This is a genomic window from Candidatus Culexmicrobium sp., from assembly GCF_058356305.1.
This window is the reverse complement of sequence record NZ_JBTVBB010000047.1, coordinates 1-13,999: the sequence shown is the minus strand read 5'-3', so window position 1 is coordinate 13,999 and position 13,999 is coordinate 1. Positions and strand designations below refer to the sequence as shown.

Here is a 13,999-nt window from a genome sequence, read left to right as displayed (position 1 = left end):
CATTATTTATCGTAAAGTATCCTGTCAATTTCTTCACTCCATCTAACAATTTTCTTCATTTTCACTATTCCAACAATGGTAAGAAGGTTTTTAGGATTAACTCCTCCTCTTCCTCTGAATAATTTTATAAACTCCATAACCTAAGCCCCCTTATTCATAGCAATTCAATTAGCCACTTAGATATTTAAATGGCACTTCTAACAGTTATCCTTACTTCTATAGGTTTGCCGCAGTGGGGACACTTAAATATAGCCGTTGTGGGAGCAGATTCGCCAACTCTTTTAAGCCAGCTCTCAAAACTTCTCAAAATAATAGTCTTCATTTCATCATCCAGGGTATAAAACTGATTCAAAGTCAATAGCATATTTGTAAGAAACTCCGGAAATCTAGGATGCCTGGTCAAATCATACAGCGACATAAAAACCACCGAAAATAACTATTAAAATCAATTTATTTTACTTTTCTAACGATCAGAATAACACCACTAAATGTACCTGAAGTAGCAATTAAATTCTTCACCAATACTGGCGATTATTAAAGTTTATTGATTTTGGATTTATATTGGTCTACTTGTATATACTCTATATACTCCAATAGGGTAAGGATCAATTATAATTGTCAAAGTGGATACCTCTCCTTTCCCATCATATGCATATCTTACAATGCGAATCAATCCATTGGACTGTTTAGCTATCTCATATCTTACATATCCAAACGTTCTTGGAGGAGCACCAAAAACTACTGATATATCTGGCCGACTATCAGGTCCAATATAATAATGTTTTAACTTTAATTGCTCCAGTAGAAAATCATAGGAAGTCTTATTCAACCACCTTGCAAAATAAACAACCACTCGAGGTAGACTCACATTATTAAGTAGGAAAACCCATACGCCATCAGGGTTACTGAAATTGTAGATGATCCTACCTGGATAGGTGAATTGGGGGACATAATAGAATCTTGAACCCACTTTCTCCCAGAATGTTACTTTCTTCCACATCAATGAGGAATAGTTAAAGCTTTCATCGAAAGATGAATCAATGTAAACATCTCTGTCAACATATACTATAAGCTCTTCTCCTATTGTTTCAGGCGAAAAGTGACTATGTAACACAACAATGAATAATATACTCAAAATTAATAGGAAAGCGTATTCCTTACTTTTCCTCATTTTTATCTGTTTCTATTGAAAAGAAAAACTTATATATTCCTAAATCTTTGATGAGGTTTTAAACCATGATGTTAAAAATGAAAAAGATTTTAATGATGCTAGTGATACTTAGTTTCTTTATATCACCACTCTTAGCATTATGTCAAACACAACAGAGCGATAAAGAGAAAGTTAAACCATTACAAATGGAGGAAATTCAAGGAGTTTTACTACATGGAGATAAGGATCAATATGGATGGCAAGAAGGATACTTCATGTATCCTTACTATCTCGAGAAAGGGCAAAAAGTAGGAATAACAATATGGTATTCACCTTACGGTAGTGTTGTCTTTTATGTTGGTATAGAAAATGCATTCGACGAGAACAAGTATGTGATCGTTTTCCCTGTATATGGTGGAGAAGTTATAGTTCAAGCACCAGAAAGTGGATATTATTGGATTATAATTGATAATAGTCGAGATAACCATTACGACACTGTTAGTTACTCTGGCTGGTACATAGTATACCCGCCAGGTTAATTTTCTCTTATTTCTATTTCTTTTCTTATTTTTATAGAACCTTTAATGTGGTCAGAGCTTTCAAATTTATAGTAAATTTCATATTAGATTTCTATCGTCTTAATGTGTTGTTAATGGATAGTGGGAAATCTTTATTTATTATGGGTGATAAAAGTCTTTTGTGGGAATAAATATGATGGTTGTATCTTTGGATGATAGAGGAAGATTAACTCTTCCATCTGAGGTTAGAAAGCGTGTTAAAGCAAAAAGATTTCTAGTCTTACTTGAAGAAAAATGTATTAAGCTAATTCCCTTAATGGATCCAAGAGATGTGAGAGGTTCCATTAAAATTCCGTGGAGTATAGAGGAACTAGAGGAAGCTGGTGAGAGACTTGCTCTTAAAAGAGATTGAGGGAAATTTTCTTCTTGACTCTGATGTTTTCATATATTATATTGGTGGGGGTAGTTTAGCTGAAAAGTCTCAGAGAGTTGTTAATAAAATATTGAAGGGACAATTGGAAGCATTTGTTTCTTCAATACTTTATGACGACATTATATCAGGACTTAGAGCCAAGGGTATGGAAATCAGTAAGGTAATAGACTTTATTATAGCTGTAGCTTCAATACCCCATGAAGCTCTTCCCATAAATTCTTCAATTGCAATAAGTGCTTTAACATTATACAAACAGCATGGAGGGTCAAGGAGACTTCACTACTTTGATGCCTATCATGTGGCGACAGCAGCTTACTTTAAACTGCCAATAATTACAAGTGATAAATATATAATTGATAGACAAAGAGAATTGGGAGTAAAAGCCTTGGATCTAAGAACTGTTTAAAGTGTAGCCTCTACTTTTATCCTGTTTAGTATGTTCGTGCATGCTTGCATTAGTATAGCGATGTCGCTTCCAATTGCTACAAATTGGAAGCCTTTCTTAATGTAGTCGATGGCTGTGGCAGGTGATGCAAATATTCCTACTGGCTTTCCATGCTTCCTGCATGTTTCTAGTATTTTATTTATTACTTTTTGAACTGTTGAGTGGTCTGGGTTTCCTAGGAATCCATATGATGTTGCTAGGTCGTATGGACCTATGAAGACTGCATCTATTCCTTCAACAGTTAATATTTCTTCTAAGTTTTCTACCGCCTTAACTGTTTCAACTTGTATTATTAGCATTACTTCCTTATCTGCTGTTTCGAGGTATTCTCTTATTTTCAGCCCGTACACAGCTGCTCTTCTCGGCCCATAGCCTCGGATACCCCTGGGTGGATATCTAACTGATTTAACTGCGAGTTCAGCTTCCTCCTTAGTGTTAACCCATGGCACTAAGACTCCATGTGCACCTACATCTAAAGCGAGTTTAACTAGAACTGGATCATTCCAAGCTACTCTTACTATGGGTGTTGTCTTTGTTTCATCTATGACTTGAATTAAATTTTGTACATCACTTATACATAGTGGTGAGTGTTCCATATCCAATACAACCCAATTGAAGCCTAGCTGTGAAATTAGTTCAGCTACATCAGTACACCTAATTGTTAACCATATTCCTAAACCAATTCCACCTTCCTCGAGCAAGTGTTTAAAATGGTTTTTCAATTAAATCACCATCAAAACTAGATTCAACTTTACTATTATAGACTTCGATTAGAATAGGAAATAAATAAGGATAATATCTGATTTAAAATAAATTCATACTGATTGAGATGTCTGAGGCTTCAAGAGTTACAGTGATTGGAGGTGGATTTGCAGGTCTCTTAATTTCAAGTATGCTGGGTGAGGGCGTAATCATCCTTGAGGAACATAAGCGTATTGGATATCCAGAGCACTGTGCAGGTTTAATCAGCATTAAAACGGCATATGCTCTAAATCTCCCCCGAGGCTTAATTGAAGCAACCTATGATGAAATGTGGATTTATAGCAGGGATGGTATTCTAATTTGGAGAGGCAAACCCTTAGCTGTTAGGGTAAATAGAATTGAACTTGAAGAATGGCTCTACCAGAAATGTATAAATAGAGGTGTCAAAGTCCAGCTAAATACAAAGGTTCACAATATGACTTGTGATGGAAAAATCTTTCTGGAAAATAAGCTGTTGAAAAGTGAATTATTAATTTTAGCTGAAGGCTCTAGAAGATTTTTTTCACGAAAAATAGGATTTATAAGTGTGAGCGATGACTATTTAGGTTTGCAGGTAGAATTAAAGGCAAGAGTGTACACGGATAATATTGAGGTTTACTTAACCCCCCTCTCCTCTGATCTTTTTTCTTGGCTTATTCCCTTTAAAGATGAGAATCGAGTGATAATTGGTTTAGCTTCAAAAAACACTCGAAATTTGATTGATAGGCTTAAAACTCTTCAAAGGATACTGGTGAGGAATGGGAAGATTGCTAATCCAAGTGTTGTCAAGTATTTTGGTGGAACTATAATTTGCGGCCCAATAGGGAGACTTGTAGCTGGTAGAGTGATTGGTCTTGGCGATGCAGTTCAGATGAATAAGCCAATTAGTGGTGGAGGCCTCCATCCCATAACGTTGACCTCAAAAATTTTAGCTAAAAATTTAAGAAGATTTCTTAATGGAGAAGTCGAATGGAAAATCTTCATAAAGGAATATTTAGATGCAATGAAGCCCTTCATTAGAAGGTTAAAATTAACCTATAGGTTAAGTAAGCTTATTCGCAATAGGAATTATCGATTAATAAGACCAATTATGCATGGCGGTTGGAAGTTGAGATTTAATGACAAAATACTTTCCGAGATGGACTATGATGAGCATTTTACAAGTTTAATAAAATCCCTTATTAAGCCAAGAAAGATTGGAGAGATAGTTGCATCCTACATTTTAGGGCTCCTATGACCATTTATTTCTTCCATGTTTGCCTTAATACTCTTAAAATGTTCCTCCCAACCACTTTCTCTATTTCTTGATCCGAGTATCCATGCTTTACAAGCCACTTTATAATGTTAATGAAGTCTGATGGACTTTCAAGACCTGCAACATATTCAACTTCTTTATATTCTGGTAGCTTGTTTTTAGTTGTGCTTATAGCTAGCTCCTCCCTGAATATGTGATGGATTGCAACGTGATCTCCATATATTGTATCAGGGCCGAAGGCTACATGATCTATTCCAACTAGTTTGACTATATATTCAAAGTGCTCCATTACCGCTTCTATTGTATGAACCCTATTCTTCATGGTTAGTGTTGTATGTGGAGCAGCTTCAATTCCAATGACTCCTCCCTTCTCAGCCATTGCCTGAATAACTTCATCAGGCTTCATCCTCCTTGAAGACCATAGAGCCCTTGCACCTGCATGTGTAATGAATACTGGGCATCTACTGGCTTCAATGACGTCTAAGGATGTTTTATCTCCTACATGGGCTAAGTCAATGGTTATTCCAAGCTTATTCATCCTATCAACAAGCCTATATCCTAAATCGGTTAGACCATTATCCCTCTTATCCGCCAATCCTGATCCAAACTGGTTACCCTGACTATAAGTTATCCCCATGCATCTTACACCAAAACCATATAGAATGTCAACTTTATCAATGTTTGACCCGATATTCGGAGTTCCCTCAAGATGAATTACTACAGCAACCCTTCCATTATCATATGCATAAATTATATCGTCAACTCTCTCAGCTAGAATCAAGAATTCCTGATGCTTTAAATCTGAGAGAAACATTCCAATTTGATATATGATGTTCCCCCAAGCCCATGGATCCCTAGACTCAATTGATCCAACTCCATCATAAAGCCCAGCAAAAACTCCATCGAGTCCTGATGAAGCCAATCCTTCATAGGCAATCCACATTCTCCCCCTTCTAATATAATCCAAAATTTGAGATGGATCTTCAGGATAAATCTCCAGATGGTCGTGCAGTGAAATTATAACATATTTTTCAAGTATTTCTTGAACTCTTTCCTCCTCACTTTTAGATAATGGTATCTCATATGGTTTAACCCTATCCACCTGCCTAGTAAGCTTGTATTCTTTATAGTCTACACCAGCTTCTAAATATTGATATGAAGTGTATCCATCATATTTTTTAGCCTTCAACATAAATCACCAATGCAAACTATAAGAAGTACTTTCATATAACATTAACATCAGCAAGGTGAAAGTGAATGAAGATTCGTGCATTAACAATTCTCATAGACATTGACGCATTAAAGGAGGATTTATCCTCATTCACATCGAAAATTGTTGAGAAAATCGAAGAAGCCAGTAAAAGGTTTAAAATTGAGATTTGGACCATTAGGTTGGCAGTAACACCTCAATCAATTAGCAAATTAAATGAACTTTGCGTTTTCCTAGATAAAAATATAAATGAAAAAATTAACTATATTGCAATTCCTTTGAATGCAAAGTCTAATAGTGAACCTAACATTATACTTAAGGCTTTAAGTGATTATAATCGGATTTTTACAAGTTTAGCTGGAGGCCTAAGTGAATTGAATCTATTTAGAAAGCTATTGAAAACAACACTTAATAGCTCTAACTATGAAATCTTTATTAAATTTTCATTCACAGTAGGGGGGCATATTGTGACTCCATATTTTCCTTCAGCGACTGCAATTAAAGGGAAGGTTGGAGTGACAGCAGCACTACTCTATATAAACGATCTTATTAAGTCAGTTGGAGATAATAATAACTTAAAAAATAAAGTTAGAATTTGCTATAAAAAGGCTATAGAAGCATTAAATTTTATTTCGAAAGAGATGAATATTGAGAATTTTGGAGTTGACCTGTCACTTTCTCCATGGATGGAGGAGAGTGTTGCAATGTTGATTGAGAAAATTACTAATAACAAGTTTAATAGTCCAAGTACATATTATGGTGTTTTCAAAGTCAATGAGATTATAAGTGAAGCTGTGAATAATAGTCCTAAGATTATTGGCTTCAATGAGGTTATGCTTCCCTATGCTGAAGATTCAAGGTTAATGGAGCTTGGAGAGAGTGGAATGTTAACCGCATATGAACTACTTTCATATACATCAGTATGCGTGGCAGGATTTGATGTAGCAGTTTTACCTAGAATGGACGATAAGACTCTAAAGTCATTCCTACTTGACATATACTCAGTTTTAGCATCTAAGAATAAGCCGTCTGGGATAAGGATGATTCTAACACACAATAAATGGGGTGAAATTGCAACTTTAGGTTTTCTCGGAAAAGCGCCAGTTATGAAGCTAAAGTAATTAAAACTAAGACTTAAAAATACTTCAAATAAAGAAGTTAGTAGGTGACAAGCCATGAAGTTAAGAATGAATGTTGATAAATTAGTGAAAGTTTCAGTTATCGGAGAGGTTTCAAGTCCAGTATTTAGACCAACACCATATAAGATATCGATTAAGGGTGAACCATTGGTATTGCCAGGTGTAGGTGGAATAAGATATAATGTTAGAGTTGGAGATCCAGCAGTTGGATGGATGGCAGACCATGTTGAACCTGGAGTAAGCATTAAAAATTTATCCCAATATCCAGGGCCACAATCAGATGCCCCAAACTATGCATTAAACGTACTTTCATGCATTGGAAATGAAGCAAAAGTAGTAAGTGGAGATGCAAAGGGTGAAAAGGGCTACGTGGTAGGGAAACACGGTGGAATTGAGCATGTCATGATTGACTTCCCAGAGGAGGTAATGGAGAAACTTGTTATAGGCGATAAAGTTCAAGTGAAGGCATTTGGATTAGGCTTAAAGTTACTTGATTTCCCTGAAATAAAAGTAATGAATATTGATCCAACCTTACTTGAGAAAATAGATATTGAAGTTAAAGATGACAAAATAGAGTTCCCAGTAACACACTTAGTTCCAGCTGCAGTTATGGGTTCAGGTTTAGGAGCGAATAATGTCTATCGAGGCGACTATGATATACAATTATTTGATGAAGAGACAAGGAAGAAATATAATTTAGACACGCTAAGGCTAGGAGATTTCGTTGCAATCCTAGATGCAGATCATAGCTATGGAAGAATCTATAAGAAGGGTGCAATATCAATAGGCGTAGTAGTACATACAGACTGTGTAGTTGCAGGCCATGGACCAGGAGTAACAACAATAATGACTTCAAGTACTGGAAAAATAATTCCAAGAATAGACTCGAAAGCAAACATAGCATACTACTTGAAACTTAGACCAGACATTTATAAATAAATTCATTCTCTTCTTTCTATTTTACACAGGACAATAATTACGCGGAGTACTACTTTTAAGATTAAATTGTATGAGGTTAATATGTGATTAAAATTGATTGAAGAAATAGTTGAATACTACTTGAAGGCAGGTAAAGCCGTAAAATATGCCAAGGTAAAAATTAAAGGCACGATTAAAGCTAACGCCAGACTAATAGACATATGTGAAACAGTTGAGCAAACAATTAGAAGTCTAGGATGCAAACCAGCATTCCCATGCAACATATGCATAAATGAAATTGCAGCTCATTATACCTCACCAGCAAAAAGTATTAAAAGAATTCCAGTAGGATCACTAGTGAAAGTAGATATTGGCGCACATTATAATGGTTTCATAGCAGACTCAGCTATAACCATTAACATCAATTCTGAATATGAAGAACTCATAATAGCAGTTGAGGAAGCCTTAGAAAATGTAATTAAAATACTAGAACCCAACATTAGAATTTCAAAAATTAGTGGAACAATAGAGAAAACAATTAAATATTATGGCTTCAAGCCAATAATAAATCTCGCAGGACATCAGCTAGAAAGATACAAAATTCACACAGGAAAAATAATACCAAACATTAAATCCTTCAGAGACATGTTCAATAAACTTGAACCAGGATATGCATATGCAATTGAACCCTTCGCGACAACAAAAAATGGAGCAGGAGAAGTTATTGGAAGGCGAGGAGGGCACATCTTTCGTTTAGCTCAAAACAGACCACCAAAAGAAACTATGTCCAGAAACCTATTCCTAGAAATTAAAAGGAAATTTCAAACACTACCCTTCACTAAAAGATGGTTCAAAGACAAAATTGGTAACCCGAAATTTGAAAGATCTTTCAAATACTTAAAAGACAAAAAATACATAAAAGAATATCCGGTAATGGTCGAAGCCAGCGGTGAACCAGTCGCACAAGCAGAACATACGATGATAGTTACCGAGAGGGAAGTAATAGTTATCACATAATCTACTAATAGTAAATAAATTTCAGAAGCACATTGTCCAGCTTTTATAATGCTTTTAATTTCACATCGCACATTTTTGTCTTCGCCCACCTAGGACTTTCTATACAAATACTACTACTCTCAATGATGTCATTTAATGATGTCTAAATATTCTACCATTACTACATCTAATCTTCCTCACAATCAACAATGAATTATGATAAAACTTAACATATTTCAATAGAAAAAGAATACGTGGAATAAGCTAATTTTATGGTAAATCCTATATGCCAACTTGCTAGGCAGAGTCTTTGAAGCATCATGCATAATGCATGAACACTTGAAACAACCACTATAACTTTACCTTGAACTTCAAGAAAAGCCTTAACTATCCTAATTCTTGAAAGAAGGAGTAACTATGGAATTCTTATTTTAAAGCTTCACTATCTTTGAGTTTTCCAGCGAAGAATCCTATGCTGATTTTAGGTTTGTTTAATAGTCTTTCAATTACATCTGAGAAGCTTTCGCCTTCTCCTTTTAATTTAACGAGTTTCTCATAGATTTCTTCTCTAACTGTTATTGTTTTCATATATTAATACGTTATTTTGAATTGTTCTCATTAGGTCTAATTATCGACTCTAGAAATGAAGTTAGTTGGTTTATGTTTGGGTGAATTGGTTCTTTGTGTGATATGTAGTAGGCTGCCAGTGCATTTGCGACTATTAATCGTTCTTTATCCTTGAGTTTTATTCCCCATCCATAAATGTTGCCTGCATTCCATGAATCTCCTGCACCTGTAGTTCTTAGCACTTTAACTTTGAATGCTGGTGCAATTGTTATTTTCCCATTGACTGCAGTTGCTGAAAAGGAGGTGGTGTGTAGATCTATTCTAAAATTGACTTCTGACGATAATTTCTTTAAAAGTGGTTGTAAATTTTGATTACTTTGTTTTATGTTTAATGCTTCAAGTATTTGTTTTAGCTCATTTTCATTAACGCCAAATGCATCAATTAAGTCTTTTTCCAATATTTTCTTTAGAAGTACTTTTAATTCTTGTTTCTTTGACGTTGGATCTCCAATGTCTAGATATGTTTTCCCTTTTCCTGATTCTTTAACTCTGCTAAATACTTCTTCTATTAATTGTGTGCCCCTATTATTCATGTTCCAGCTGAAAATTGCTATGAAATCAGAGTTTAAAATGATTTCATAGTCCTCATTTGTCAATTTTTCTGGACCGAAGTTTTGTCCTGGACCTGGATAACTAATCATTATATTAACTCTTTCATCTTCGACTTTTACTTCAAGTGCTGTTGTTAAGGCTTGGTTCTCTCCAACTTTAACTCTACTTAAATTCACGTCTTCACAGAAAAATTTTAGAATTAAGTATCCTAGTTGATCTGTTTCTGTTATTAAGTTTATATCTACTCCTAATCTTCCAAGTGCTGCAGCAAAATTTGCTGCACATCCTCCTCTCAATAGAAATTGTTTTCCTTTGAAGATGTTTCCTCCTTTCCGTCTAGCTACTGATTTTAAGTCTTCTATTATTTGATTGATAGAATTTGGGAATATTATGAAGTGATCTATGAAGAAGTCTGGTAATGCTGTTACTTTGAATTTTGGTTTAGAATCCTTCAATTTATTGACTAGTTTTGCTATTTGGTTTTTATTCATGTTCTCATCCACTTATTGTATGCCGTTGCTAGTCTTGTGAGTGCTAAGTGAAAACTCTTACTTATGAAATATCTTCCTTCATCAGGTCTATAAGTTATGAATCCTAATGGTACTAAAAATTCAGATATGACTCGATATGCTAAGCTTTTCTTATTTTTACCTATCCTTTCATTAATTAATGCTGACATTTCACTGTCATTGATCCAAAATGGTTTTCTTCCATGAATTTTAGCTATTTCTTTTATTCCCTCTAGAATGATTTTTGCCGCCTTCTTATATTCAACAGCTCTAGTGAATACAATGTTAAGTATGTCATCCAACATCATATTGCTTCTAACTTCTGAAGCAACAAAGTACATATATCCGGTTCTTCTTCTCCTTTGTTCTAGTTTGCGTGGCATGTTCTCATATAATTGTAGTCTACATGACATTGAAATACTTGTTGAATAAGATAAATAGAAGCTATACATATTAATATTTGGATTAGGGGTGTAAAAATTATTGACTGAAGAAAATGTTTACTATCGGCAAATTCTAGATAAACTCTACAATTTTATTGCGAGAAAAAAGGGTAAAGTTAATTTTGATGAGCTAGTTAAATGGGCTGAGACAAATAATGTTGGAAGCATAACTTTAAGCATTGCTTTAAATGACTTAGTGAATTGGGGTAAAATTCTAGCTCCTGAAGGCTTTTTTGAACCTGAAAATTATGTTGTTGCCCTTCCAGTACCACGTTCAGTAAAAATTATTGAAAATAGAGAAGAGGAAAAGGTTGAAAGGAAGGTTGAAGAAGGGGAGAAGCCTAAAAAAGTAAGGGAAGAGGAGATGCTTAAAGCTAGTTTAGAGAGAAAGGAAGAAAAGCGGGGTCAAAGTCAAGCTGTAGTCACTGTTGAAGTTAAAGAAGAGGAAATTCCCAGTCGAGAGGAATTAGAGAGTATTGATGATGAAGATCTTCGACATGCAATTGAATATTTAAATGATTATTGGAGTGTAGGTGTAATTAGATTTCTTCAAGACTTAAAGGCTATGGGTATTCCCAACCCCGACTTGATATTAAAGAAGCTAATTAACATGGAGTATGTTACATATTTGCCAATAGGTGTAATTAATGCTACTTCTAAGCTTCCAAAGGTAAAGAAGCCTAAAAAATTGTCGGAATTTATTTAGGACAACTTTTCATGAGGCAGCAATTGGTTTGTAGATAATTACCCTTCTATTCTTTGTTACTTTCATTATTTTTCCTTCGTTTTCCAGCTTTTCAAGAAGATTCTTAGCAACACTTAATCTTAAATTATATTTCAATGCAATAGATGAAGGAGTTATATAACGCATACTATGAACTTCATTTTTAATTTGTTTAACTAATTCATCTGAGACGAGAATACTCCTAATGTTTTTCTCCATTACCTCATATTTCCTCTTTCCACGTAGTGTTTTTAGCTTTGCCAACATCTGTTGCTTTTCCATTTGAGTTATACTTTTCTTGTGTTTCCCACCCACAGCAAATCACCTCTTAAGGTGAGCTGTAGGTAGGGCTAATTAAATGATTGAAATATTACCAAATTAAATTTTTCTAGTTTTGTTAATGATTTGATTAGGTTAACTTAAAGGCTTTTAAGATCTCCTCGCTTAATGGTCTTTTTGTCTTTAGGGGCGGCCTTATATCATTAATGGACATACCCCAAACCATTGCCATAACCATGTATCCACCGAAGGACCTGTCTTCCAGTGTTGATGGAATTATTTCCTTTGCCCTATACTTTACTCTTAGGTAGGATAAAACTTTTTCAGCCATTTCATGTGGAAAACTTCTAGCTTTAAACATAACGAATACATTAGTTCCCTGTATAGGTTTTGAAACTAACGATTTATTGAATTCAAAGAAGTCTTTCCATTTCTTCTTGAAATCCTTGTAATTATCTAGGTATGCCACTGTAAAGAAGCCGCATTGTGGAAGTATTAGTCTTGTTAGGTCTACTATGTCTATTGGTGGATTTGCAAATCCACCATATTCAACTAAATCTACTAGACTTGAAATTAGTGATGTTATAATAATGTTTGCTCTGTCTACTCCTTCTCCAACTGTTTGGCTAAATTTCATCATTAATTCATTATCAAATATTAATGGGCTTAACCCCTTAGCAAGTAGATTTTTTAATCCAAGAATTGCATTTCCAATTAAGAGTTCACCTTCACGTCTAAAGGGAATAGTACAAAGTGGAATCACCCTTAAATTTAACTCCTCTCTTATATCATTGGCGATTTCTCCAATGGTCATTGTGCCACAGCCACCGCCCAGACTGGCAATTGGCATAGCAATTTTGAACTTATGTTTTCTATGGAGTCTCTTCAACTTATTTAGTACTTTTCCTTTATCCGTTTCATAAGCTTTCAATCCTAATTTCGGATCTTTTCCAGCTCCATAACCACTTAAAACTTCTTCTCCAATAGTTGAAAATATAAAGTTACTATATGAAGTAATTTTTCTCTCTTCAAAGTATGTTTTCACTCTTTCATGATCCTTCTTACTCGTGTTCATTGCAAAGAAAAAGTTTTCAGGGCTTCTAAGATTCTTGAAGGTTGCATATGCTATTGATAGAATTCTTTCTCCACCACTTCCACAACCAACAAATAATATTCCACCCATAATAACCACTTTCCACTAAAAATCTCTACTTAAAACATATTGCTAATTTAAATTATTAAGCCTATTGCTTTAAGTAAATCATGTATATTGAACAAAATCTATAAGCTTCGTTTATTTTTTGTTTAAATAAAAATTTATAGTATTAAATGAATAATTGTTTTAGATTAACTTAACTTCGAGCTATTGGGATTATGCATATGAACTTTAACGGTTTTTTACCTATATTTATGAGTGAATGTTTAATATTTGGTGGTATATATGCAATATACCCCTCACTCGCGTGATACTCTTTGTCACCAACTATAACTTTCGCTTCACCTTCAAGGAAAAATACTTCATGCTCCCAAGGATGTGAATGTAATGGTGTGTTGCCATTTATATCAACTTTGAAAAGTCTCATTGCAAAATTAGGTGCACCATCTTGCTTTGATATTAACCATCTTATCTAGTCTTTTAAGTTGAGGTTAAAAAAGAGAAACAGCTCAAAAACAAATGAAACAACCGACATAAATCCTTAATAGAATTTTATCGGTAATGAAAAATGCAATATAACGTAAATTATACATATCTAGGTTTAACGTATTCGTCGAGATAATAGGCTTTAATGAAGCGTCTTCTATCTTCGACACGTGATATTTCATTTATTAGAGCATTAACTAGGTCCACTAAAGCCTTTTGTATTATGTTTTTTAGATCGAAATCTTTCCTGAAAAATCTATGGTATTCCTCTAGGAAATCAACGATTGCTCTAGGGACCTCAACTAATACCTCTATCATTTCACTCATAAGGCAACACCATATAAACATAATATTAAACAAATATTTATTTATTCTGGGAAATAGATAGCTTATAGATAAATCATAGATGATAAATAGA

At 34.4% G+C, this 13,999-nt stretch carries 20 protein-coding genes; 8 read left to right on the top strand and 12 right to left on the bottom strand.

Annotated features, from left to right (window positions below):
• Positions 1-2 precede the first annotated feature (2 nt).
• The 3 genes from ACW8TM_RS10990 to ACW8TM_RS10980 form a co-directional block, all read right to left on the bottom strand.
• Positions 3-137, bottom strand: a complete 135-nt coding sequence (locus ACW8TM_RS10990) for a hypothetical protein (RefSeq protein WP_491533343.1) — start codon at positions 135-137, stop codon at positions 3-5.
• Between the two features lie 47 nt (positions 138-184).
• Positions 185-418: a hypothetical protein gene (locus tag ACW8TM_RS10985; protein WP_491533342.1), complete on the bottom strand. Its 234-nt coding sequence runs from the start codon at positions 416-418 to the stop codon at positions 185-187.
• Between the two features lie 138 nt (positions 419-556).
• Positions 557-1,171 (bottom strand): hypothetical protein, encoded by a 615-nt coding sequence (locus tag ACW8TM_RS10980; RefSeq protein ID WP_491533341.1) that lies wholly within the window; start codon positions 1,169-1,171, stop codon positions 557-559.
• A gap of 77 nt (positions 1,172-1,248) precedes the next feature.
• Here ACW8TM_RS10980 and ACW8TM_RS10975 point away from each other — a divergent pair, with 77 nt between their 5' ends.
• From ACW8TM_RS10975 to ACW8TM_RS10965, 3 genes are all read left to right on the top strand, one after another.
• The gene (locus tag ACW8TM_RS10975) at positions 1,249-1,689 is read left to right on the top strand and encodes a hypothetical protein (protein ID WP_491533340.1); all 441 of its coding nucleotides are present in this window, start codon (positions 1,249-1,251) and stop codon (positions 1,687-1,689) included.
• Positions 1,690-1,861: 172 nt separating this feature from the next.
• On the top strand, positions 1,862-2,080 hold the full coding sequence (locus ACW8TM_RS10970) for an AbrB/MazE/SpoVT family DNA-binding domain-containing protein (RefSeq protein WP_491533339.1): 219 nt from the start codon (positions 1,862-1,864) through the stop codon (positions 2,078-2,080).
• Complete coding sequence (locus tag ACW8TM_RS10965; RefSeq protein ID WP_491533338.1) at positions 2,061-2,507, top strand: type II toxin-antitoxin system VapC family toxin; 447 nt, start codon at positions 2,061-2,063, stop codon at positions 2,505-2,507. Before ACW8TM_RS10970 ends, ACW8TM_RS10965 begins: the two co-directional genes overlap by 20 nt.
• Here ACW8TM_RS10965 and ACW8TM_RS10960 read toward each other — a convergent pair.
• On the bottom strand, positions 2,504-3,268 hold the full coding sequence (locus ACW8TM_RS10960; RefSeq protein WP_491533337.1) for an HpcH/HpaI aldolase family protein: 765 nt from the start codon (positions 3,266-3,268) through the stop codon (positions 2,504-2,506). The two genes, ACW8TM_RS10965 and ACW8TM_RS10960, sit on opposite strands and share 4 nt — an antisense overlap.
• A 107-nt stretch (positions 3,269-3,375) precedes the next feature.
• Between ACW8TM_RS10960 and ACW8TM_RS10955 the strand changes: the two genes are divergently transcribed.
• Positions 3,376-4,524 (top strand): NAD(P)/FAD-dependent oxidoreductase, encoded by a 1,149-nt coding sequence (locus ACW8TM_RS10955; protein ID WP_491533336.1) that lies wholly within the window; start codon positions 3,376-3,378, stop codon positions 4,522-4,524.
• Positions 4,525-4,528: 4 nt separating this feature from the next.
• On the opposite strand, the gene ACW8TM_RS10950 is transcribed toward ACW8TM_RS10955, so the two are convergent.
• Positions 4,529-5,734, bottom strand: coding sequence for a dipeptidase (locus ACW8TM_RS10950; RefSeq protein WP_491533335.1), 1,206 nt, complete (start codon positions 5,732-5,734; stop codon positions 4,529-4,531).
• 65 nt (positions 5,735-5,799) lie between these two features.
• On the opposite strand from ACW8TM_RS10950, the gene ACW8TM_RS10945 reads away from it, so the two are divergent.
• The 3 genes from ACW8TM_RS10945 to map all read left to right on the top strand — a co-directional run bounded on the left by ACW8TM_RS10945 (position 5,800) and on the right by map (position 8,826).
• The gene (locus ACW8TM_RS10945) at positions 5,800-6,873 is read left to right on the top strand and encodes a DUF711 family protein (protein ID WP_491533334.1); all 1,074 of its coding nucleotides are present in this window, start codon (positions 5,800-5,802) and stop codon (positions 6,871-6,873) included.
• A gap of 54 nt (positions 6,874-6,927) precedes the next feature.
• Positions 6,928-7,830: a DUF4438 domain-containing protein gene (locus ACW8TM_RS10940; protein WP_491533333.1), complete on the top strand. Its 903-nt coding sequence runs from the start codon at positions 6,928-6,930 to the stop codon at positions 7,828-7,830.
• Positions 7,831-7,923: 93 nt separating this feature from the next.
• A complete protein-coding gene (map, locus tag ACW8TM_RS10935; RefSeq protein ID WP_491533332.1) occupies positions 7,924-8,826 on the top strand; it encodes a type II methionyl aminopeptidase in 903 nt (300 codons plus the stop codon).
• A gap of 405 nt (positions 8,827-9,231) precedes the next feature.
• Here the strand turns inward: map and ACW8TM_RS10930 are convergent, their stop codons facing one another.
• Genes ACW8TM_RS10930 through ACW8TM_RS10920 form a run of 3 tightly spaced genes read right to left on the bottom strand, consistent with a single transcriptional unit; the run spans position 9,232 to position 10,876 of the window.
• Positions 9,232-9,393, bottom strand: coding sequence for an antitoxin VapB family protein (locus ACW8TM_RS10930; RefSeq protein WP_491533331.1), 162 nt, complete (start codon positions 9,391-9,393; stop codon positions 9,232-9,234).
• 11 nt (positions 9,394-9,404) lie between these two features.
• The gene (locus ACW8TM_RS10925) at positions 9,405-10,475 is read right to left on the bottom strand and encodes a carbohydrate kinase family protein (protein WP_491533330.1); all 1,071 of its coding nucleotides are present in this window, start codon (positions 10,473-10,475) and stop codon (positions 9,405-9,407) included.
• On the bottom strand, positions 10,472-10,876 hold the full coding sequence (locus ACW8TM_RS10920; protein WP_491533329.1) for a hypothetical protein: 405 nt from the start codon (positions 10,874-10,876) through the stop codon (positions 10,472-10,474). Before ACW8TM_RS10920 ends, ACW8TM_RS10925 begins: the two co-directional genes overlap by 4 nt.
• Positions 10,877-10,976: 100 nt before the next feature.
• On the opposite strand from ACW8TM_RS10920, the gene ACW8TM_RS10915 reads away from it, so the two are divergent.
• On the top strand, positions 10,977-11,642 hold the full coding sequence (locus ACW8TM_RS10915; RefSeq protein WP_491533328.1) for a PolB1-binding protein PBP2 family protein: 666 nt from the start codon (positions 10,977-10,979) through the stop codon (positions 11,640-11,642).
• Positions 11,643-11,651: 9 nt separating this feature from the next.
• Here the strand turns inward: ACW8TM_RS10915 and ACW8TM_RS10910 are convergent, their stop codons facing one another.
• The 4 genes from ACW8TM_RS10910 to ACW8TM_RS10895 form a co-directional block, all read right to left on the bottom strand.
• Entirely contained in the window at positions 11,652-11,975 is a 324-nt protein-coding gene (locus ACW8TM_RS10910) for a hypothetical protein (protein WP_491533326.1), read from the bottom strand.
• A gap of 94 nt (positions 11,976-12,069) precedes the next feature.
• Positions 12,070-13,122 (bottom strand): FtsZ/tubulin family protein, encoded by a 1,053-nt coding sequence (locus ACW8TM_RS10905; RefSeq protein ID WP_491533325.1) that lies wholly within the window; start codon positions 13,120-13,122, stop codon positions 12,070-12,072.
• A 169-nt stretch (positions 13,123-13,291) separates the two neighbouring features.
• Positions 13,292-13,522 (bottom strand): cupin domain-containing protein, encoded by a 231-nt coding sequence (locus tag ACW8TM_RS10900; RefSeq protein WP_491533324.1) that lies wholly within the window; start codon positions 13,520-13,522, stop codon positions 13,292-13,294.
• Between the two features lie 158 nt (positions 13,523-13,680).
• Positions 13,681-13,908, bottom strand: coding sequence for a hypothetical protein (locus ACW8TM_RS10895; protein ID WP_491533323.1), 228 nt, complete (start codon positions 13,906-13,908; stop codon positions 13,681-13,683).
• Between the last annotated feature and the right edge of the window lie 91 nt (positions 13,909-13,999).

What these genes read in the sequence shown, in the direction of transcription:
- ACW8TM_RS10990 (WP_491533343.1), bottom strand. Translation starts at nt 137, where the DNA reads ATGGAGTTTATAAAATTATTCAGAGGAAGAGGAGGAGTTAATCCTAAA.
- ACW8TM_RS10985 (WP_491533342.1), bottom strand. Translation starts at nt 418, where the DNA reads ATGTCGCTGTATGATTTGACCAGGCATCCTAGATTTCCGGAGTTTCTT.
- ACW8TM_RS10980 (WP_491533341.1), bottom strand. Translation starts at nt 1,171, where the DNA reads ATGAGGAAAAGTAAGGAATACGCTTTCCTATTAATTTTGAGTATATTA.
- ACW8TM_RS10975 (WP_491533340.1), top strand. Translation starts at nt 1,249, where the DNA reads ATGAAAAAGATTTTAATGATGCTAGTGATACTTAGTTTCTTTATATCA.
- ACW8TM_RS10970 (WP_491533339.1), top strand. Translation starts at nt 1,862, where the DNA reads ATGATGGTTGTATCTTTGGATGATAGAGGAAGATTAACTCTTCCATCT.
- ACW8TM_RS10955 (WP_491533336.1), top strand. Translation starts at nt 3,376, where the DNA reads ATGTCTGAGGCTTCAAGAGTTACAGTGATTGGAGGTGGATTTGCAGGT.
- ACW8TM_RS10950 (WP_491533335.1), bottom strand. Translation starts at nt 5,734, where the DNA reads ATGTTGAAGGCTAAAAAATATGATGGATACACTTCATATCAATATTTA.
- ACW8TM_RS10945 (WP_491533334.1), top strand. Translation starts at nt 5,800, where the DNA reads ATGAAGATTCGTGCATTAACAATTCTCATAGACATTGACGCATTAAAG.
- ACW8TM_RS10940 (WP_491533333.1), top strand. Translation starts at nt 6,928, where the DNA reads ATGAAGTTAAGAATGAATGTTGATAAATTAGTGAAAGTTTCAGTTATC.
- ACW8TM_RS10930 (WP_491533331.1), bottom strand. Translation starts at nt 9,393, where the DNA reads ATGAAAACAATAACAGTTAGAGAAGAAATCTATGAGAAACTCGTTAAA.
- ACW8TM_RS10925 (WP_491533330.1), bottom strand. Translation starts at nt 10,475, where the DNA reads ATGAATAAAAACCAAATAGCAAAACTAGTCAATAAATTGAAGGATTCT.
- ACW8TM_RS10920 (WP_491533329.1), bottom strand. Translation starts at nt 10,876, where the DNA reads ATGCCACGCAAACTAGAACAAAGGAGAAGAAGAACCGGATATATGTAC.
- ACW8TM_RS10905 (WP_491533325.1), bottom strand. Translation starts at nt 13,122, where the DNA reads ATGGGTGGAATATTATTTGTTGGTTGTGGAAGTGGTGGAGAAAGAATT.
- ACW8TM_RS10900 (WP_491533324.1), bottom strand. Translation starts at nt 13,522, where the DNA reads ATGAGACTTTTCAAAGTTGATATAAATGGCAACACACCATTACATTCA.
- ACW8TM_RS10895 (WP_491533323.1), bottom strand. Translation starts at nt 13,908, where the DNA reads ATGAGTGAAATGATAGAGGTATTAGTTGAGGTCCCTAGAGCAATCGTT.